At 61.5% G+C, this 19,687-nt stretch carries 19 protein-coding genes; 15 read left to right on the top strand and 4 right to left on the bottom strand.

Features of this window, described 5'->3' with window-relative positions:
• The first annotated feature begins 159 nt into the window (after window positions 1–159).
• The 4 genes from JQ600_RS29395 to JQ600_RS29380 all read left to right on the top strand — a co-directional run bounded on the left by JQ600_RS29395 (window position 160) and on the right by JQ600_RS29380 (window position 4,131).
• Window positions 160–1,152, top strand: a complete 993-nt coding sequence (locus JQ600_RS29395) for an NAD-dependent epimerase/dehydratase family protein (protein WP_212263870.1) — start codon at window positions 160–162, stop codon at window positions 1,150–1,152.
• A 9-nt stretch (window positions 1,153–1,161) separates the two neighbouring features.
• Window positions 1,162–1,953, top strand: a complete 792-nt coding sequence (locus tag JQ600_RS29390; protein ID WP_212389605.1) for an N-acyl homoserine lactonase family protein — start codon at window positions 1,162–1,164, stop codon at window positions 1,951–1,953.
• A 15-nt stretch (window positions 1,954–1,968) separates the two neighbouring features.
• Complete coding sequence (locus JQ600_RS29385; protein WP_212263872.1) at window positions 1,969–3,117, top strand: 2-methylaconitate cis-trans isomerase PrpF family protein; 1,149 nt, start codon at window positions 1,969–1,971, stop codon at window positions 3,115–3,117.
• A gap of 243 nt (window positions 3,118–3,360) precedes the next feature.
• On the top strand, window positions 3,361–4,131 hold the full coding sequence (locus tag JQ600_RS29380; RefSeq protein WP_212263873.1) for a GntR family transcriptional regulator: 771 nt from the start codon (window positions 3,361–3,363) through the stop codon (window positions 4,129–4,131).
• A 16-nt stretch (window positions 4,132–4,147) separates the two neighbouring features.
• Here JQ600_RS29380 and prpB read toward each other — a convergent pair whose 3' ends face one another.
• Entirely contained in the window at window positions 4,148–5,077 is a 930-nt protein-coding gene (prpB, locus tag JQ600_RS29375; protein WP_212263874.1) for a methylisocitrate lyase, read from the bottom strand.
• A gap of 241 nt (window positions 5,078–5,318) precedes the next feature.
• Between prpB and JQ600_RS29370 the strand changes: the two genes are divergently transcribed.
• From JQ600_RS29370 to JQ600_RS29340, 7 genes are all read left to right on the top strand, one after another.
• Complete coding sequence (locus JQ600_RS29370) at window positions 5,319–6,485, top strand: ABC transporter substrate-binding protein (protein ID WP_212263875.1); 1,167 nt, start codon at window positions 5,319–5,321, stop codon at window positions 6,483–6,485.
• Window positions 6,486–6,538: 53 nt separating this feature from the next.
• Window positions 6,539–7,408: a branched-chain amino acid ABC transporter permease gene (locus tag JQ600_RS29365; RefSeq protein ID WP_212263876.1), complete on the top strand. Its 870-nt coding sequence runs from the start codon at window positions 6,539–6,541 to the stop codon at window positions 7,406–7,408.
• Between the two features lies 1 nt (window position 7,409).
• Window positions 7,410–8,417 carry a branched-chain amino acid ABC transporter permease gene (locus tag JQ600_RS29360; protein WP_212263877.1) on the top strand — a complete coding sequence of 336 codons (1,008 nt, stop codon included), beginning with the start codon at window positions 7,410–7,412 and terminating at the stop codon, window positions 8,415–8,417.
• Window positions 8,414–9,190: an ABC transporter ATP-binding protein gene (locus tag JQ600_RS29355; protein ID WP_212263878.1), complete on the top strand. Its 777-nt coding sequence runs from the start codon at window positions 8,414–8,416 to the stop codon at window positions 9,188–9,190. Before JQ600_RS29360 ends, JQ600_RS29355 begins: the two co-directional genes overlap by 4 nt.
• Window positions 9,187–9,903 carry an ABC transporter ATP-binding protein gene (locus tag JQ600_RS29350; RefSeq protein WP_212263879.1) on the top strand — a complete coding sequence of 239 codons (717 nt, stop codon included), beginning with the start codon at window positions 9,187–9,189 and terminating at the stop codon, window positions 9,901–9,903. The genes JQ600_RS29355 and JQ600_RS29350 overlap by 4 nt, the downstream gene beginning before the upstream one ends.
• A gap of 231 nt (window positions 9,904–10,134) precedes the next feature.
• Window positions 10,135–11,592: a tetratricopeptide repeat protein gene (locus JQ600_RS29345; RefSeq protein ID WP_212490203.1), complete on the top strand. Its 1,458-nt coding sequence runs from the start codon at window positions 10,135–10,137 to the stop codon at window positions 11,590–11,592.
• An 81-nt stretch (window positions 11,593–11,673) separates the two neighbouring features.
• Window positions 11,674–12,369 carry a tetratricopeptide repeat protein gene (locus tag JQ600_RS29340; RefSeq protein ID WP_212389607.1) on the top strand — a complete coding sequence of 232 codons (696 nt, stop codon included), beginning with the start codon at window positions 11,674–11,676 and terminating at the stop codon, window positions 12,367–12,369.
• Window positions 12,370–12,551: 182 nt separating this feature from the next.
• On the opposite strand, the gene JQ600_RS29335 is transcribed toward JQ600_RS29340, so the two are convergent.
• Window positions 12,552–13,526 (bottom strand): tripartite tricarboxylate transporter substrate binding protein, encoded by a 975-nt coding sequence (locus tag JQ600_RS29335; RefSeq protein ID WP_212389608.1) that lies wholly within the window; start codon window positions 13,524–13,526, stop codon window positions 12,552–12,554.
• Here JQ600_RS29335 and JQ600_RS29330 point away from each other — a divergent pair.
• Window positions 13,525–13,746: a hypothetical protein gene (locus JQ600_RS29330; protein WP_212389609.1), complete on the top strand. Its 222-nt coding sequence runs from the start codon at window positions 13,525–13,527 to the stop codon at window positions 13,744–13,746. The two genes, JQ600_RS29335 and JQ600_RS29330, sit on opposite strands and share 2 nt — an antisense overlap.
• 224 nt (window positions 13,747–13,970) lie before the next feature.
• Here JQ600_RS29330 and JQ600_RS29325 read toward each other — a convergent pair whose 3' ends face one another.
• Window positions 13,971–14,999, bottom strand: coding sequence for a DMT family transporter (locus JQ600_RS29325; RefSeq protein ID WP_249136147.1), 1,029 nt, complete (start codon window positions 14,997–14,999; stop codon window positions 13,971–13,973).
• Here JQ600_RS29325 and JQ600_RS29320 point away from each other — a divergent pair.
• The gene (locus JQ600_RS29320; RefSeq protein ID WP_249136146.1) at window positions 14,992–16,458 is read left to right on the top strand and encodes a PLP-dependent aminotransferase family protein; all 1,467 of its coding nucleotides are present in this window, start codon (window positions 14,992–14,994) and stop codon (window positions 16,456–16,458) included. The two genes, JQ600_RS29325 and JQ600_RS29320, sit on opposite strands and share 8 nt — an antisense overlap.
• A 1-nt stretch (window position 16,459) precedes the next feature.
• Here JQ600_RS29320 and JQ600_RS29315 read toward each other — a convergent pair whose 3' ends face one another.
• Complete coding sequence (locus JQ600_RS29315) at window positions 16,460–17,398, bottom strand: GlxA family transcriptional regulator (protein WP_212389611.1); 939 nt, start codon at window positions 17,396–17,398, stop codon at window positions 16,460–16,462.
• Window positions 17,399–17,534: 136 nt separating this feature from the next.
• Between JQ600_RS29315 and JQ600_RS29310 the strand changes: the two genes are divergently transcribed.
• Both JQ600_RS29310 and JQ600_RS29305 read left to right on the top strand, forming a co-directional pair.
• On the top strand, window positions 17,535–18,353 hold the full coding sequence (locus JQ600_RS29310) for a dienelactone hydrolase family protein (protein WP_212490202.1): 819 nt from the start codon (window positions 17,535–17,537) through the stop codon (window positions 18,351–18,353).
• 175 nt (window positions 18,354–18,528) lie between these two features.
• Window positions 18,529–19,686, top strand: a complete 1,158-nt coding sequence (locus tag JQ600_RS29305; RefSeq protein ID WP_212389613.1) for an epoxide hydrolase family protein — start codon at window positions 18,529–18,531, stop codon at window positions 19,684–19,686.
• Window position 19,687 lies beyond the last annotated feature (1 nt).

Below are 19,687 nucleotides of genomic sequence, written 5' to 3'. Positions count from 1 at the left end.
AAACTGTAGACAGTTTGGGGAGAGGGCGGTAGCGTCCGTGCAATTCGGTCAGGCACCGCCGCGATGCTTGCGGCCACCGGCCTGCATCGGTCCAACAGATGATCAATGGGAGCGAGACTTGAGACAGCCTGTGCAGTTTGCCGCGATGTGTGAGCATCCATGAAGATCGCCCAAGGAAAATTTGTCGTGACCGGCGGCGCCAGCCTGATCGGATCGCATGTCGCGGAACAATTGCTGAGCCAGGGTGCGCGGGAAGTCGTGCTGCTCGACAACTACGCGCTCGGTAGTCCCGATACCGTCCGGTCGCTATTGGGAGACCCCAGAGTAAAGCTCGTGCGCGGCGATATCCTGCGCATCAACGAACTCTATGACGCCTTCGAGGACTGCGACGGCGTGTTCGCGATCGCCGGTTTCCTGACGTTGCCGCTCAGCCAGAATCCGAGCCTTGGGCTTGCCGTCAATGTCGAGGGACAGGTCAACATCTTCGAGGCGTGCCGCTACCGCAACGTCAGGAAGGTGGTGTTTTCGTCGTCGATCGCGGTCTACGGCGATCCGGCGCCGGGCCTGATCGACGAGTCCGCCCCGGCGCAGCTCGGCACATTCCAGCCCGCCACAGCGCTGTACGCGTGCACCAAGCTGATCGGCGAAAATCTCTGCCGTCTGTACAGCGCCAAGCACGGCATCCAGGGAATCGCGCTGCGATACGCAACGGTTTACGGCGAACGACAGCACTATCGCGGCGTCAATGCGCTCTACATCATGGAGAATTACGACCGCATCATGCGCGGTGAGCCGCCGGTGATTCCGGACGACGGCAGCGAGGTGCATGACTATGTTCACGTTGCCGACGTCGCCCGCGCCAACGTGATGGCGATGGCGTGCGATATCACGGCTGAGAGCTTTACAGTCGCATCGGGTGTTGCGACCGATCTCAATCAGGTGGTGGCGCTGTTGCTGAAGTTCACCGGCAGCGACCTCAAGCCGGTCTACAAATCGGCTACTTCGAGCGTGCGATCGAGCGTGACCAAGCAGCTCGATTTCAGCATCGCCAAAGCCGAGAAGATGCTGGGCTGGAAGCCCGAGGTTTCCATCGAGGAGGGCATCCGCCGGCTGCTGGAATGGCGCAAGGCGCAGGACACTCCAGCAAGCTAAGGGGAGCGCATGTCGGAATACGAGATTCTCGCGGTTCGTTACGCCCATAATGCCGAACGGCGCATTTCGGAAAATTTCCTCGGTGGCGATGCGCATGACGGGCCGATGCCGATGGATTTCTTCGTCTGGGTGCTGAAGGGCGACGGCCAGACCATCATCGTCGATACCGGCTTCGATGCTGACATGGCCAAGCGCCGCGCGCGCAAGATAACGCGCCCGGTTGCGGAAGGCCTGAAGGTTGCGGGCGTCGATCGTGCCGGTGTCAAGGACGTCGTACTGACTCATATGCATTACGACCACGCCGGCAATCACGAGATATTTCCGAACGCGCGCTATCACATCCAGGAGCGCGAAATGGAATACTGCACCGGCCGGTGCATGTGCCATTCCAGTTTGCGGCATCCGTTTGAGGCTGACGACGTCACCGCGATGGTGGGCAAACTGTTCCAGGGCCGCGTGAAGTTTCATAATGGCGCGAGCGAGATTGCCGATGGTGTCACGGTGCATCTGGTCGGCGGTCATTCGCGCGGTCTGCAGTTTGTGCGCGTCCGAACCCGGCGCGGATGGGTCGTACTCGCCTCGGACGCGTCGCACTATTATGCGAATTTCGAACAGTACCGGCCTTTCCCGGTCGTGGTCGACGTCAGCGAGACGCTCGAAGGTTATGACGCGATGCGCCGGCAGGCGTCGTCGCTGGCGCACATCGTGCCCGGCCATGACCCGCTCGTGCTACAACGCTATCCGGCGCAGCCGGGCGGTCCGGCAGACATCATCCGCCTGGATGCCGAGCCGCTGAAATAAGGACAGGGATCGGCCATGGCAAATGCTCGACTTCGTGCGGTGTTCATGCGGGGCGGCACTTCCAAGGCGGTGATGTTCCGAAGGGACGATCTGCCGGCCGACCCGAAGGCTTGGGACCCTATCTTTCTGGAGGTCATGGGCTCGCCCGACCCCAATGGCCGGCAACTCGACGGCATGGGCGGTGGAATCTCGTCGCTGTCGAAGATTTGCATCATCGGCCCGCCGAGCCGGCCGGATGCGGATGTCGACTACACCTTCGCGCAGATCGGTGTGCGCGACACTTTTGTCGACTATGGCGCCAATTGCGGCAACATGTCCTCGGCGGTCGGGCCGTTCGCGCTCGACGAAGGGCTGGTGACGGCGCCAGCCAATGGCGAAGCCACGGTCCGCATTCACAACACCAATACCTCGAAGATCATCGTTGCGCGCTTTCCGGTCGAGGATGGTTCGCTGGCCGCCACCGGCGATATCGAGATCGATGGCATCGCCGGGAAGGCGGCGCCGATCCGGCTGGAGTTCCTCGAGCCCGGCGGCGCGCGGACCGGCAAGCTGCTGCCGACCGGAAACGCGGTTGACGATCTCGACATCGGCGGCGGGGAAAGCGTGAAGGCCTCCTGCGTCGATGCCGCCAACCCCTGCGTCTTTGTTGCGGCAAGCGCGGTCGGAAAATCCGGCGATGAACTGCCTGACGTGCTCGACAATGATTCTGTCTTTCTGCAGCGCATGGAAGCGATCCGCTGCGCGGCATCGGTCAAAATGGGGATTGCGCCGGATCTCGATCAGGCGCGGCGGATGACCGGTATTCCCAAGGTCGCGATGGTAACGGGCCCGCGGGCCGGACGAACGCTGTCGGGGCGTGAACTCGCGCCGGCGGATGCCGACATCTGGGTGCGGATGATCTCGGTAGGGCTGCCGCATCGCGCCACGCCGATTACCGGAGCGATTTGCCTTGCGGTGGCGTCGCGCATTCCCAGCAGCATTCCGGCCGAACTGTGCAAGGCGAACGGACCCATTCGTATCGCGCATCCGTCGGGCGTCACGCTGGTCGACGCCGGCGTTTCGCCTGCCGGCTCCGGCGCGGTGAAGGCGGACTATGGCGCGGTCTACCGCAGCGCCCGCCGCCTGTTCGAAGGCAATGTGGTTTATCGAACGGCCATCGCTTAGTTGTATACAGTTGCGGGAACGCAGGTTTCCACGATTGATTGTCCTTCACGAAGGGACATACTAGAGCGTTTTCCAGCGAAGTGGACACCGGTTCGCGTCAAGAAAACGCGTCAAAACAAGAATTAGAGCCCCGTTCCGATTCCATCGGAACGGAAAAGGCTCTAGTAAGTACAAGGGCTTGGCTGAGAGCGAGCCGGCAGGCGTCTGTGCGGGCTCCCACGGGAGCGGTATCGAAAGGCTTTCATGAACGGCATCTTGAGCAACAAGGTCTCTGCCCAGTCGCTGGTGGATGCGCTCGCCGAGCGGATCGAGGCGGCGATCATGAGCGGAGACCTGCAGCCGGGCAGCAAGATCAGCGAGCAGGCGCTTGCCGCCTCGCTCGGCGTCAGCCGGGGTCCATTGCGCGAAGCCATCCGCCGGCTCGAAGGCCGAAAGCTGCTGCAGCGGACACCCAACATCGGCGTCCGCGTCGCAAGCCTGTCGCCGAGCGATCTGTATGAAGTGCTGCAGGTTCGCGAAGCGCTGGAAGGGATGGCATGCGGGCTCGCGGCCCAGCATATGACGGATGATGAGCTGGAGGCGCTTTCCGAGCTGCTGGACCAGCACCAGCAGCAGAAAAGCGTCCAGGAAGGCACCGGCTATTATCAGGAGTCGAAGGACTTCGATTTCCACTTTCGCATCGTCAAGGGCAGCCGCAATGCACGGCTGGTCCAGATGCTGTGCGAGGACCTCTATTATCTGCTTCGGGTCTACCGCTACAAATCGAGTACAAAACCGGGGCGCGCCAAACAGGCTCTGCGTGAGCACAAGGACATCGTCGCTGCGCTAATGCGGCGGGATTCCGTGGAAGCCGAACGCAAGATGCGGCTGCATATCAGCAACGCCCGCCAGTATGTCGAGGAGCAGATGAGGGAAGCGGCCGCCCGGCAAGAAGTCGCGCCGCCCGTCCGGAAGCCGAAGGCAGGTACGGCGTGGACAGGCAAAAGCAAGGCCGCGGTTCAGTCGCGCAGATAGCCTCCAGCCGCCGCTTTCATCGACCGGTTTGCTTCTGCGGCATTCCTTCGGGCGTGATCGACGTGATGATCGATGAATCGAGGGCCTCATATTCGTGATAACCGATGGTCGCGTATAGTTCGGCCCGCGTTTGCATGCGATCGATCAGGCGGTGGGTGCCGCCATCTTTGCGGATGCCGTCATACAGTTCGGCCTGCGCCTTTGCGGCCACGCGAAGCGCGCTGACCGGCCAGATCACCATCTTGTAGCCGAGCGCCTCGAACTCGGACGCCGTCATGAACGGCGTTCGTCCAAACTCGGTCATATTGGCCAGCAGCGGCACCTTGATGGTCTCGGAAAATTTGCGGAACGCTTCCGGGTCATGCAGCGCCTCAGGGAAGATCGCGTCAGCGCCGGCTTCGACATATAGCCGGGCCCGGTTGATGGCGCTGTCGAGCCCTTCATCCGCGGCCGCATCGGTGCGGGCCACGATGTAGAGATGCCGCCGCGCCTTGGCGGCGGCCGCGATTTTGGCCGCCATATCCTCCGGCGCGATCAGCTTCTTGTCGTTGAGATGGCCGCACTTCTTCGGCAGGATCTGATCCTCGATCTGGACGGCCGCAGCGCCCGCGTCTTCGAACGCCCGCACCATGTTCATCACGTTCAGCGCTTCGCCAAAGCCGGTATCGCCATCCACCAGCACGGGAAGTTGCGACGCGCGGGAAACCTGCCGGACGAAGAAGCAGACGTCGTCGATCGTGAGGATGCCGAGGTCCGGAAGCCCCATCGACGCGGACATCGCCGCTCCCGACAGATACAGCGCTTCAAACTGCGCGGCCTTGGCCTGCAACGCGGCGAGGCCGCAATGGGCTCCGGGAATCTGCAGGATGCCGGGACGCTGCAATAGTTTCCGGAAGCGCTCGCCGGCGGCCAGCGTCGGCAGGTCATTGGCGACGAGATATGTCATTTGGCTCCCGCCTGGTCTGTTTCGTTCCTGATCATATCCGTCATGCCTGCTTGCGTCGTCGCCCGAACGGGGGCGGTCAGGAATGTTTCCTGCATGGGCCTCAAACTGTCAACAGTTGACTTTAGTCAATTCCCTAAGATAGGTTCCGCCATCCCGTCGCCCGACAGGGGCGCGGACGAAAGCAACAGAAAAATCGAGAGGGGTTGGCAGCAAGCTGCTCCCCGACACCAGGGAGGTAGCCATGCGTGGATTTTTGAAGGTCGCGCTTCTTTCGACGGCTTGCGCTGTTTCCTCATACTCGGCTTCGGCGCAAACGTTGAAGCTCGGCGTTCTGGCGACGCTTTCCGGCGCCGGAACCGCGTGGGGGATGGCGATGCAGGGCGCGGCCGAACTCGCCGCTGAAGACGTCAACAGCAAGGGCGGACTGGAGGTCGGCGGCAAGAAGTACAAGGTCGAGATCGTCGCCTATGACGACCACTACAAGGCGGCGGACGCGCTGACCGCGTTCAACCGCATGGTGTTCGACGACAGCATCAAGTTCGTGGTCGGTCCGCTCGGATCGGCGCCGGCGCTGGCGCTTCTTCCCGTCAGCACGGAAAACAAGGTCATCACCATGACCATGGCCTTCACCCCGAAGGCGCTGTCGGCCGAATACAAGTACAGCTTCCGTCCGGTGATCCCGTCGGACGTGTTCTCCGATCCGCAAATCAAGTGGGTGGTGCAGAAGTTGGGCGCCAGGAAGATCGGCGGCTTGTTCCCGAACGACGAGTCCGGTCAGCAGGTCGGAGCCGCCAACGAAGCTGCCTATGAGGCGGTCGGTGCCAAATTCGTTGCCAAGGAGTTCTTCGAGCGCGAGCGCGTCGATTTCGTGCCGCTGCTGACGCGCGTGCTGGCGAAGGGCATCGATGCCTTTGAACTCAACGGCAACGCGCCGCAGACCGCGGGATTGCTGGTCAAGCAGCTTCGTGAACTTGGCTTCAAGGGGCCGATCATCCGGACCGGCGGCGACGCCACCGCGGATATCCTGAAGGTTGCCGGCAAGGATGCCACCGAGAACGTCTACGTCCATCAGCCGATCAATACGGATTCCCCGGCGATCCAGGAATACACCAAGCGCTTCGAGACAAAGTACAAGACGCCGCTGAACGCCTTCAGCCCGTTCTTCTACGCCAACGTGCAGATGGCGTTCGCTGCGATGCAGAAGTCGGGAACGGTGACGGATAGCGACAAGGTACGCGAAGCGTTGCTTGGCCTGAAGGATTTCGAAACCGTGCTCGGCAAGGTGAACTGGATCGGCGAAGCGCAGTGGAAATCGAACCAGCAGCTCGACGCGCCATTCTACGTGGCGCTGCTCAAGGGCGGCGCGGCGCAGGTCGTGGCCAAGTGCACGCCCAAGGTCTGTGAATGAACGTCGCAGGCATCTCCGGGAAAATGGACGCCGCCTGACGCGGGAGAATGGGTTTGGACTATTCGATACTTCTTGCGCAGGCTGTGCTGAACGGTCTCGTCATCGGCGCTATGTACATGCTGATGGCGGTCGGTTTCACGCTGGTGTTCGGGATCATGCGCGTGGTGAATTTCGCGCATGGCGAATTCTATATGCTCGGCGCCTTTACGGGATTCTTCACCTACGTCTATTGGGAGATCCCGTTCGTCGTCTGCCTTTTGATCGCGGCGCTGACGATCGGCATTCTCGGCATGCTGGTCGAACGCACGTTGATCCAGCCGTTTCGTTCGGATGAGATGTCGGGGATGATCGCGACGCTTGCGATCTCGGTGATCATTCAGAACGGCGCCGTCCTGCTGTGGGGACCCCAGCCGCGCGCGATGCCCGATATCGTGACGGGCACGCTGGCGATCGGTCCCTTCAGTTTTCCCTGGTCGCGGCTTGTCGTCATCGCAGCAGCCGCGCTGATCTTTACCGCGTTCTGGCTTTTCATGCAGCGAACGCGGCTGGGGCGGGCGATGCGGGCGGTCGCCCAGGATACCGAGACCGCGCTGATCCAGGGCATCCGCGTCAACTACATCTATCCGCTGGCCTTCGGCATGAGCGTCGCGCTCGCGGCGCTGGCCGGGGCGCTGATGGGGCCGGTGTTCTCGGTCTCGCCCTTTGTCGGCCTCACGCCGATGCTCAAGGCCTTCGTGGTCGTCATTCTCGGCGGTCTTGGCTCGGTCCCGGGCGCGGTGGTCGGCGGCCTTCTGCTCGGCATGATCGAGAGCTTCACCGCCACGATCTTCGGGTCGCTGGTTTCGGACATTCTGCAGCTTCTGCTGGTCATTCTGATCTTGCTGGTTCGGCCCGCCGGCCTTTTGGGACAAAGGGAGGCCTGACTTGGAGGGATCATCCACCGCCGCCATCGGCCGCGATGGGCCACGCCTCGCGCCACGTCGCCGTTTGCTGCCAGGTATCGCGCTGGTCGTGGTGCTCGCGGCGGCTCTCGTCCTGCCGCAGCTCACGACAAACCAGTTCTACATCCATCTGGCGAACCTGATGCTGCTCAATTCGATCTTCGCGGTCAGCCTGGGCTTGATTGCGTCGGTCGGGCAGATATCGCTCGGACACGCGGCGTTCGTGGCCGCGGGCGCCTACGTCTCGGCTCTGGCCGCGCTGAGCTTCAAGCTTCCGCCGATCCTCGGCATTGTTCTGGCCGGGCTTGTGACGGGGCTGGCGGCGGTGCTGCTCGGCAAGGTATTGCTTCGGCTGCGCGGCGTCTATTTCGTGCTGGTCACGTTTCTGGCGGGACAGGTTTTCACGCTGATCGTGCTGAACTGGGAGAGTGTCACCCACGGCGCCAACGGGCTGCTCGGGATTCCCGCCATATCGATTTTCGGCCTTCCGCTCTCGACGCGCCTGCGCTTCTACTATTTCGCACTCGCCGCCTTCATTATCGTCGTGACGTTTGTCTGGGCCCTGATGCGCTCGCAATACGGACGGGCGTTTCGTTCCATCGCGGAGAATGTGCGCCTCGCCGAATCGAGCGGCATCGATGTGAGCCGTTACCAGATCGTCGCCTTTGCGCTGGGCAGCGGCATCGCAGGGGCCGCCGGTGCGGCGATGGTCCACTACATCCGCTTTCTGTCGCCGGACAGTTTCACGTTCAACGACTCGATCGCGTACATCACCATGCTCGTCGTCGGCGGGCGTCACACGATGATCGGCGGCGTCCTTGGCGCTTTGTTCCTGACGCCTCTGCCGGAGCTGTTGCGCGGCTTCGTCGGTGCGCAGCACATTATCTACGGCGTGATACTGCTTTGCGTATTGCTGTTCATCCCGAACGGTCTCGTCTCGATCGGACGATCCTTCTTCAGCAAGGGCTCGGAGACGGAGACGCCGAAATGAGCGCTGCATTGCTGGAAGTGGATGCGATCAGCCGGCGGTTCGGCGGCCTGAATGCGCTGAAGGACGTTTCGTTCTCGATCAAGTCAGGTGAGATCGTCGGGTTGATCGGCCCCAACGGCGCCGGAAAGACGACCTGCTTTAATGTCGTCAGCGGGGTCATGTCGCCGTCGGCGGGCGCCATTCGCTTCGAGCAGCGCAGCATTGTCGGCAAGAAGCCGAGCGCGATCGTCAGCGAGGGATTGGTGCGGACGTTCCAGGCCACGACGATTTTCCCGGATGCCACGGTCATCGAGAATGTCATGCGTGGCGCGTTTGCGACCACGCCGGTCTCGATGCTGGGTTCGATTTTCAACACCCGCGCCGCACGTGCGGCGCTGTCGGCGACCCGAAGCCGGTGCGAGCTTTTGCTCGAACGCCTGTCTTTGCTTCAGTTCCGCCAGCGCCGCGCTGGAGAACTGTCATATGGTGGTCAGCGTCGGCTCGGTGTTGCCATCGCGCTTGCCGCGCGTCCCAAGCTGCTGATGCTCGATGAACCGGTGGCTGGATTGAACCCGGAAGAAGCCGCCGAGTTCGGCCGGTTGATCAAGGACCTGCACAAGACGGAGAACATCTCGGTGCTGCTGGTCGAGCACCACATGCGGCTGGTGATGGGGTTGTGCGACCGGCTTGTCGTGCTGGACCACGGCGAAAAGATTGCCGAGGGTATACCTTCGGAAATCCGCGCCAATCGCAGCGTGATACAGGCCTATCTCGGCGCCGAGGAAGCAGCATGAGCAAGGCGCTTCAGGTACGTGACATTCACGTCGAATACGGCCATCGGGTTGCCATCTCTGGCATCAGCCTCGATGTCGCGCCGGCGCAGATCGTCTCATTGGTCGGCAGCAACGGCGCCGGCAAGACCAGCACGTTGCGGGCGATCATGGGATTGCGATCGCCGAGCCAGGGCGAGATCAGTTTTGGTGGTGTGCGGATCGACAAGATGTCACCGCCGGATATCGTCTCGCAAGGCATTGCGTTGTCGCCGGAGGGACGCCGCGTGTTCCCGCGGATGACCGTCCACGACAATCTGCTCGTGGGCGGGTATTTGCAGCCGCAAGGCAGCAGCCTGCATGCTTCCGTGGAACGGATGTTCGGCTTCTTTCCAAAACTCAGGCAGCGCCGCGACCAGATGGCAGGCCTGCTGTCCGGCGGCGAGCAGCAGATGCTGGCGATTGCGCGGGCGTTGATGGCGGCGCCGAAGGTGCTGTTGCTGGACGAGCCGTCGCTCGGGCTCGCGCCTATCATGGTGCAGGAGATCGGCCGCCTGATCGAGACGATCAACCGGGAGCAGGGCCTGTCGATCGTGCTGGTCGAACAGAATGCCAATTTGGCGCTCCGGCTCTGCCACTACGCCTATGTGCTGGAGAACGGGCGGATCGCGCTCAGCGGTCCCGGCGCTGAGCTTGCGAAGAGCGATTACGTTCAGCGCGCCTATCTCGGGGTTTAGGAGACCGTTTCGGTGGCCATAGGCCGTGGACTCATTAGCGCAGCCAAACCTGGATTGCGGCGGGTTTGAACGCTGACTTCCGGGGTTAGCCGCAAACCGGACATGCCGCCGACTTGCCAAAATCGACGCGATAGACCCAATAGTAAGTGACTTTGTCTGGCTGAATGTGAACCAGAACGCCAAATTCCGATACAAACCCCAGGATTTCAAAGTTCGCCCAGGGGAAATGGCATGAGGCCCACGGATTGGAGATTCTGGAGCGCGCTTTTTGCCGCCACGATATTCCTGGGTTATTCAGCCGCATTTCTGGATTATTCAGCCGCCGCTGACCAGTGTGATTCTGCGCAGGACCCCGAGGCTGCGATCGCTGACTGTACCCGGGGCATCAAGTCGGGGAAATCGAAAGGGCGCGATCTGGCGGCTTACTACAACAATCGAGCTTTCGCTTATCGCGCCAGGGGCGACAACGACCGCGCCATCGCCGACTTGAATGAGGCGATCCGGCTCGATCCTAAATTGGCCATGGCCTTCAACAATCGAGGTGCCGCATACAACGAACAGGGCGACAACGACCGCGCCATCGCCGACTTGAATGAGGCGATCCGGCTCGACCCAAAATTCACCATGGCCTTCAACAATCGAGGTAACGCCTACAACGCCAAGGGCGACAACGACCGCGCCATCGCCGACTTCAATGAGACGATCCGGCTCGACCCCAAACTCGCCAGGGCCTTCCAAAATCGGGGTAGCACCTACCACGACAAGGGCGATAACGACCGCGCCATCGTCGACTACAATGAGGCGATCCGGCTCGAACCCAAACACGCCAAGGCCTACCTCGGTCGAGGTATCGCCTTCGTCGCCAAGGGTGACAACGACCGCGCCATCTCTGACTTCAATGAGGCGATCCGACTCGATCACAAATCCGACATGGCCTTCGACAAGCGAGGCAACGTTTATCTCGAACAGGGCGACCTCGACCGTGCCATCGCCGACTTCAGTGAGGCGATCCGGATCGATCCCGAAGATGCCACCGTCTTCAACAGTCGAGGTTCCGCTTATCGCGCCAGGGGCGACCATGACCGCGCCGTTGCCGACTACGACGCGGCGATCCGGCTCGATCCAAAGTCAGTCAAGGCTTTCGTCGGCCGAGGTGTTACTTATCACGCCAAGGGCGACTTCGACCGCGCGATCACCGACTACAATGAGGCGACCAGGCTCAATCCGAAATCACCCCTGGCCTACTTTGCTCGCGAGCGTTCATATCTCTTTGCTGGTTCGTTCGAAAAGGCGCTGGCCGATCTTGACCAGGCAAGTGCGCATGCGCCGGACAATGCCTATCTGGCCCTGTGGGTCGAGATCGCCAGTCAGCGAAACAATCTCCCGAGCCGCCTGGCGCAAACCAGTTCCCGGATCGACATGAACGTCTGGCCGGCGCCTGTCATCAGATTGTTCATGGGCCAGCTGACGACTGCTGATGTACTTGCCGCCGCCGACGATCCTCACGCCGCCAGGAAGAATGGCCAAGTCTGCGAGGCGAATTTTTACAGCGGTGAGCTCTCGTTGACGAAGGGGTTGAAAGACGAAGCAACTCGCCTGTTCCGTCTGGCGGCAAGCGATTGCCCGCACAGTTTCAACGAGTGGGAGGCCGCCAACGCTGAGCTGAAGACACTTGGCGTGGTCCCATGAGCAAGTTTGACCCGGCTTCCAGATTGCGCTTGCGAGTTAGAACCGGACAGTCAGTTTGAATCCCAACAAAGGGGAAATTACATGAAATTTATGGCCCTAGCTTTTTCATGCCTCTTAGTTCTTTCAATGCCTGCCAATGCAAATGAAGCTGACTCCTTCAATGCGATGGTCGCATTGGCCAATAAAGGAGATGCAGAGGCGCAATACCATGTTGGCATGATGCACAATAATGGCATCGGCACCCAAAAAGATCGGAGGCAGGCATTTGAGTGGTTTCAAAAATCCGCTGGGTCTAATGACCCGCTGGGAGCCTATAAGCTTGGTTGTTATTATGACGGGCAAGGCGCGGGCGTTGTAACGTCTGACACAAATGAAGCATTAAAATACAAGCTAGTTTCTGCCAAAGCCGGTTATGCGCTTGCCCAGCACGATGTTGCTATTCTGTATAACAGACAAGGAAATTCAGAAGAGGCGCTGAAGTGGTGGAAGATGGCAGGCGACCAGGGACATCCCCAGTCTCTCTATAGTTTATCCATTTCGTACTCTGCGGGAAAAGGAGCGCCAAGAGATTTGTCGTTATCGTATGCGTATTTTAAACTCTCAAAACTGGCGCCCCAAAAAAATGTGAATGAGATGGCTGCTATGTTGTCCAAACCAGAACTTGAGAAGGCAGAAAAACTGGTTTCCGAATGGAGCCCACAACCAACAGCTCTGACACTCAAGGCAAAGAGCGGTGTCAGGAGGGCAGAAGAACTCTTAAAAGCCACCAGGAAGTAAGTGTCCTCTGCCGATTGCTTCGATGTCCGTTGTCGGGGGAAGATCGGACGTTGCCGACCCGACGTTAACTTCCCTTGATGCTCTCCTTGCCTGGAGATACCGGCGAGGATCATCGCACGCTTGCAGCCACCACGTCGCTTTAGCAGTAAAGCGGACATCACCGAAATCTATGGGTTCACGCCCTAGTTCACCGTCGCGCCGGACGACTGGATGATCTTCGTCCATTTCGCGGTTTCCTCGCTGAGGAATTGTGCGAAAGCAGTACCGGAAATGTTGCCGGGCTCGGCGCCGAGTTCGGTGAACCGCTTCTGCACGTCAGGCATTTTCAGGATCGCGTCAACCTCGCTCCCCAGTTTTGCAAGCACCGGCGCTGGCGTTTTCGCCGGCGCCACCAGGGCGAACCATGCGGAGGCTTCGAAGCCGGGCACGCCGGATTCTGCGACCGTGGGCACATCGGGGAGGGCGCTCGCGCGTTTGGCGCCGGCCACGGCAATCGCCTTGATGGTCTTGGCCTGAACCTGCGGCAGCACGGCCGGGATGTTGTCGAACATCATTGGAATATGCCCCGCGATCAGATCGTTCATGGCGGGTGCTGCGCCCCTGTAAGGAAGGTGAACGATATTGATGCCGGTCATGCTCTTCAGCAATTCGCCCGCGAGATGATTGGTCGAGCCGTTGCCCGACGATCCGAAGTTGATGGTGCCCGGTTTTGCCTTGGCGAGCGCGATGAGTTCCCTGACGTTGCTGGCTTCGACCGACGGATGCACCGCAAGCACGATCGGTACCGAGGCGACCAGCGCCACCGGAGCGAACGCCTTTGCCGGATCGTAAGGCAGGTTCTTGTAGAGCGCTGCGTTGATCGTAAGCGGCGGCGGCGCCGTCAGCAGCAGCGTGTGACCGTCCGGCTCCGAAGTCGCGACCGCATCCGCGCCGATATTTCCGCCGGCGCCGGCGCGATTTTCGATCAGGAATGTCTGGCCGGTCCTCTCGCCAAGTTTTTGCGCCAGGATGCGGGCGATGATGTCGTTGGAGCCGCCGGCTGGAAACGGTACGACGATCTTGACGGGGCGGGATGGATAATCCTGCGCCGTGGCGGTGCCGCCGAACAGGAAGGCGCTGAAGGCGACAAGAATAGCGCGACGACTGAATGGCCCCATGCTGCGTTTCCTCATCCCTGGCATCAGTCGTGCTTTCGCAAGATCTTATTGGTCGCTGATGGAGAATTACAGGATCAGCATGAATGTCAACCATGCGTTGTCCTGCACCGTATTGCCAACAGCCTTCGAACTCGCCGAAGGCACGGTTCGGACTTCCCAGATTGCATTCGCGATGGCGCGGGACGACGATGACATCGTCGATTCACAATTGTCTGGCTGACGAACATGGCTCCATATTGGCTCGTTCGGTTGAATGATCTGCTGGCGTGGCTCAATCCAGCGCTGGGCGGTGTTGCCGCCATACTGGCGTTGCTTGTCATCGCAACTGCCGCCGAACGTTTGCCCCGGAATGGGTCCAGTGCAATCGCTCAGGCGGCTCGCCCCGTCAGTGTAGTTGCGCCGGCCGAATGTGTTCGCGCGGCCTTGCCGCCCGAATGGCGGGATCTACGACTCCACGACTAGGGGTGCGTGCTTTTGCGCCGGAGCCTTTTCCCTGCGGGGGATCGTTCCGATTGCGATGCCTCCCAGGATCAGAAGCATCGCGACCACCAGGTCGGCCGTGACCACTTCACCAAGAATGATCGCTGAACTTGCGACCCCGACGACGGGTGTCGCGAGCAGCCCGAGCGATGTGACGACGGCGGGCAAGCTGCGATTGGCAGTCGACATTGCCCAATTGGCCAGTGCGGTTCCGATGATTCCGCTGAACAGAAACAGCCCAACCAGCTGAGCACTCCATGTCGGATGCGGCACGCCGTCCTTGAGAAGCGCCAACACGGAGACCACCACCGTGGCCAGCAGCATCTGCCAGAAGACGAGCTGAAACGGCGTTGATATCCAGCGATGGGCGCGCACATACACAATGCTGACTGCCCAACACAGGGCGGCCAGCAATATGGCGCCGCTTCCGGCCAGCGTGTTGACGTCGGCCCAATTGAAGGCAAGCGGATTGAACATGACGGTAAGGCCAGCCAGACCAAGCGCCATTCCCAGCGAGCGTGATGGTGTCATTCGCTCACCCAGAAACAGCCAGGCGGCCGGCATGACCCAGAGCGGCGTCGTGTAGCCGAGGACGATCGAACGGCCGACGGCGGCGAACTGCAGGCCGTAGGCGACCAGCGCCGAAAACGCCACCAGATGGAATATCGACGTGACGAACACCACCGGCAGGTCGCCGCGGCGCGGCACGATCATCTCGCCGCGTGCGAAAAGAAGCGCGGCCAGCGCCACCGTGGCGATGCCGGAACGGAATGCCGTCGTCCATAGCGGCGTGACGCTTTGGACGAGGGTCTTGGTAATCGTCCAGTTCAGGCCCCAGGCGATCACGATCACCGCGAACAGCAGGAATGCGCCGCGGCGCGACAGATGGGTCTGCATGATGATCCCTATAGGCTGGGCTGCACAAACCATAACCTTGACTGGCATGATTGATAGGTCCATTTTCATAAAAATCATGGAGCCAGTTTTGTCCAATCTCCTCTCCGGAACGATCGATCTGAGGTTCGTGCCGCAGGATGGCGGGCGCCTGGCGCGCCAGATCTACGATCGCCTGCGCACCGCAATCCTGTCGGGCGCCTTGCCGCGGGGATACCGGCTGCCGTCCAGCCGGGGGCTGGCGGAAGATTTCGGGGTCTCGCGAAACACGGTCTCAACTGTCATCGATCAGCTGGCGGTGGAAGGTTACATCGTCGTCGCACGCGGACGCCGGCCGGTGGTCGCGGCGGTCGAGAAGATGCAGCTGGTCTCCGGTGATCAATCTCCGGATCATGAACGTTCCGGCTTCATGCGGGTCTCCCGTTGGGCGAGGCAGGTCAGCCGGTCGGACTGGCACTTCACGAACGAAGGAGGGAGTCCGCGGCCATTTGCTCCGGGGCTCGCCGATGCCCGCGAGTTTCCACACGAGGTGTGGGCGCGCTGTCTGCGTCGTGCGGCCCGCAGCAGGCATGCGGCGGGAATCAGGGCCAACCATCCGGCTCTTCGATCGGCGTTGCTCAGCCATCTCGTGGAGCATCGCGGCGTCAAGGCCGACGCGCGAAGGCTGATCATTACATCGTCGGCCCAGGCGGCCATCGAATTGATATCGCGGGTCATACTCAATGAGGGCGATCTGGCGTGGATCGAAAGCCCGGGATATGGCGGCGCGCGCGTGGCGCTTGAGGCGACCGGTGCACGGGTCAAGGGAATGACGCTGGATCGGAGCGGGTTGCGGCTGGCGGGGCGGACCGATCGTCCGCGGCTGATTTTCTGCACACCCTCGCATCAATACCCGACGGGCAGGCTGATGCCGATCAAGCGGCGGCAGGAACTGTTGGCATTCGCCGCGGAAGCGGGCGCGGCGATCATCGAGGACGACTACGACAGCGAGTTTCATTTCGACGGCCGGCCGGTGGTCGCGTTGCAGGGCATCGATACGGCCAGCAACGTCTTCTATGTCGGGACCTTCTCGAAACCGATGTTGCCGGATATCCGCGTGGGCTACGCGATCGTGCCCGACGGCCTCGTTGAAACATTCGAGAGGATGCAGCGGCATACCGGCCAAATGGTGATGGGTGCGATGCAGCTCGCGCTGGCGGAGTTTATCGGCGACGGCGATTTCGCAGCCCATATTCGCCGGATGACCCGCATCTATCGCGGCCGCCGTGACCACCTGACGCATGCGCTGGCTTCAGCGGCCGGAAGCAAGCTCGCGATCACGCCGCCGGCCGGCGGCATGCAGCTTCTCGCCCGGCTGGAACCGGGATCGGATGACTGCCGTCTCGTGGCCGATCTGGCGAGGATTGGAGTCACGGCACGGCCGCTTTCCCGTCACTTTACCGGCAAGACCGCCGAGCACGGGCTGTTTCTTGGATTCGCCGCCTGGAATGAAACCGAAATCGATGCCGGTGCCGAACTTATCGGCAAGACGATCGCAAGGAATCTCCGCGGGCGATGATTCAGGCCGCAGGCCGGAAATGCGCGGGGGAATGTTTGGTATCGCGCCGGATCAGGCGGCGAAGGGTAGAGGGCTCCGCGTAACCCACTTGCCGGGAAATTTGATCGACCGACAGGCGCGTGGTCTCAAGCAGGTATCTGGCGGTCTCAAGCCGGATGCGTTGAACGAACTGAATAGGCGAGACGCCGCAGGTCGCCGCGATGCGCCGGGCAAATGTGCGCGGCGCGAGCGCGACGGCCTCGGCGAGTTCCTCCATCGCAAAATCGCGCGCGATATTTTCCCGCACCCATTTTTCCGCCTTTGCGATTTTCGGGTCCTGGCTCGCCAGATAATTGATCGCCATGAACGGCACCTGGGAGCGCCGTTCATCCAGCAGCAGATAATTGGCGCAGGCGTTGGCCAGCTTCGGTCCGGCAAACTTGCCCACAATCGCCAGCATCAAGTCCATCTGCGCCATCGCCGCGCCGCCGGTCGCAATTGGCCAATCGGGCACGACAATCCGGTCGCTCGCCAGTTCGACCATCGGATAGCGCTCGCGGAACAGCGGGCCGAGCCACCATGTCGTGGTCGCCCGCCGGCCGTCCAGCAATCCGGTTTCCGCGAGCAGGAAAGTACTTGCGCACGCCGCGGCGAGCGCGGCGCCGGCTTCGAACGATTGAATCAGCATGTCGTAAGCATGCCGGCAGGCCGGGCTCTTCAGTTTCGCGTCGAGTTCGTCTGCTGACGCAACTCCAAGGCCAAGACCCGGGACAATGACGAGGTCGGCGCCACGCAGCCTTTCTCGTTTTCGGCGCGGGCCCAAGCGCACCGTCGTGACGTCGAACGGTAAGGTACGTTTGGCCGTCTTGCTGATCTGGTTGGCAGTCGCCATCACGTCATGGGTGATGGCGGCGCCGGAAGCCAGGCAGCCCTCGATTTCAATGACCGTCACCCTGGTCATGTCCAAAAATCCCCGATCAATGTCATTTTTGACACTATGCGATCCGGCGCGGAATCGCAATGATCGGCACGAAGGCTGATGCGGCGTCGCTAATTCCGGAGGCGCCGATCGTTGCGCGCGCGGGGAGTGACGCCAGATGCCAAAACGATCCATGAAGCACGATGACCCGCTCGAGGATTTCACGCGCCGCGAGATTGCGCTCGACGGCGTCAGCAAGGCGGTGCATGTCGCAGGCAGTGGACCTGCGGTCATCGTGATGACCGAGATGCCCGGCATCAGCCCCTATGTCGCGCGTTTCGCCCGCTGGGTGCGCGACGCCGGGTTCACGGTCTACATGCCTTCGCTGTTCGGCCGCGATGGCGCTGTTCCCAATGTGGAAGAGGGCACCGCCGTCTTTCAACGCGCCTGCGTGAGCGCCGAGTTTCGTGCCTTGGCTGCCAATGAATCAAGCCCGGTGACCAAGTGGCTGCGGTCGCTGGCGAGATTTGCGCACGGGGAGTGCGGTGGTCCCGGCGTCGGCGCCATCGGGATGTGTTTTACAGGAAACTTCGCGCTGACGATGATGCTGGAGCCATCGATGCTGGCGCCGGTCCTGTCCCAGCCGTCACTGCCGCTGAACGATCCGGCAGGCATCGAAATCGCGCCGGACGAAATCAAGGCCGTCCGCGAACGGCTCGACCGGGAAGATCTGACCGTGCTGGCCTATCGCTTCGAGGGCGACAAGTTTTGCATGGCGCAGCGCTTTGCGGCCTATCAGGAGGCGCTTGGCGACCGCTTCATCGGCCGGGTGCTTCCCGACAACGCGGCGAACACCGATATTCCCGAGTTCTTCGAGCGCTACGTCACGACGCCGCATAGTGTCGTGACCGCCCACCTGATCGACGAAACCGGTCAGCCGACCATCGCAGCCCGCGACGAGATTTTGGGGTTCTTCAAGCAGCGGCTGGCGCCCTGACGCGCCAGGCGCCGCACAACTGCCGCGAGGTCAAGGGAGGATCCAGCAACAGGACTCCGGAACGTCTCGACCACCCCGTCAATTTGCATCAAGCTGACGCGTCTGCGTAATGTCACGCACATAAAGTCGGCAGGATGCAATTGCAGCTTGCCATCCGGCATTGTGAGAATTCCCCATGAGCGCTGAAATCAAACCCTATCGCATCTCGGTCGGCGACGATGTGCTCGACGATCTGAAGTCGCGGTTGCGGAACACGCGCTGGCCGGATGCCGAACTGGTCGACGACTGGAGCCAGGGCGCGCCGTTGAAATGGATCAAGGATATTTGCCGGTACTGGGCCGACGAATATGACTGGCGCGCCCGCGAGGCACGCCTCAATCGCTTTACGCAGTTTACGACCGAAATCGACGGCCTCGATATTCACTTCCTGCACGTCCGCTCGCCGCATCCGCAGGCCATGCCGCTGATCATCACCCATGGCTGGCCGGGTTCAGTCGTCGAATTCCACAAGGTGATCGAGCCGCTCACCAACCCGACCGCATACGGCGGCAACGCCGCCGACGCCTTTCACGTCGTTTGTCCGTCGCTGCCCGGCTTCGGCTTTTCGGCCAAACCCACCACGACAGGTTGGGGCGTCGATCGCATTGCTGCCGCCTGGGCGGTGCTGATGGACCGTCTTGGCTATGCGCGTTACGGCGCGCAAGGCGGTGACTGGGGCTCGGCGGTGACGACCGCGCTGGGCGCGCAGGATGGCGAACATTGCGCCGGCATTCACATCACGCTGGCGATGTCGGCGCGTCCCAACGTGGACGGGCAGCCGACGCCAGAGGAAGCGCGGGCGCTGCAGGGCATCAAATACTATGCCGACTGGGATTCCGGCTATTCCAAGCAGCAAGCGACCCGGCCGCAAACCCTGGGCTATGGGCTGACGGATTCGCCGAGCGGCCAGGCGGCGTGGATTCTCGAGAAATTCTGGGCCTGGACCGATTGCGACGGGCACCCCGAGAATATTCTCGGCCGCGACGAACTGCTCGACAATGTCATGCTGTATTGGGTGACCGCGACCGCCGCCTCATCGGCGCGTCTCTATTGGGAGAGTTTTGGGCCGAAGCGCCGGACGCCCCACAAGGTCACGATCCCGAGCGGGGTTGCCGTATTTCCCAAGGAGATCGTCACACCGGTGCGGCGGTGGATGGAAGGAAGCTACACCGACATCCGGCAGTGGCGCGAATTGCCGAAGGGCGGTCACTTCGCGGCCTTCGAGCAGCCTGAGCTGTTTGTGCGCGAGGTGCGGGACTTCTTTGGGGTTTTGCGCCAGCCTCTGGCGCATTGAT

Origin of the sequence: Bradyrhizobium sp. AUGA SZCCT0176 (assembly GCF_018130145.1) — a bacterium.
GTDB lineage: Bacteria > Pseudomonadota > Alphaproteobacteria > Rhizobiales > Xanthobacteraceae > Bradyrhizobium.
This window is presented reverse-complemented; position numbering and strand designations above follow the sequence as displayed.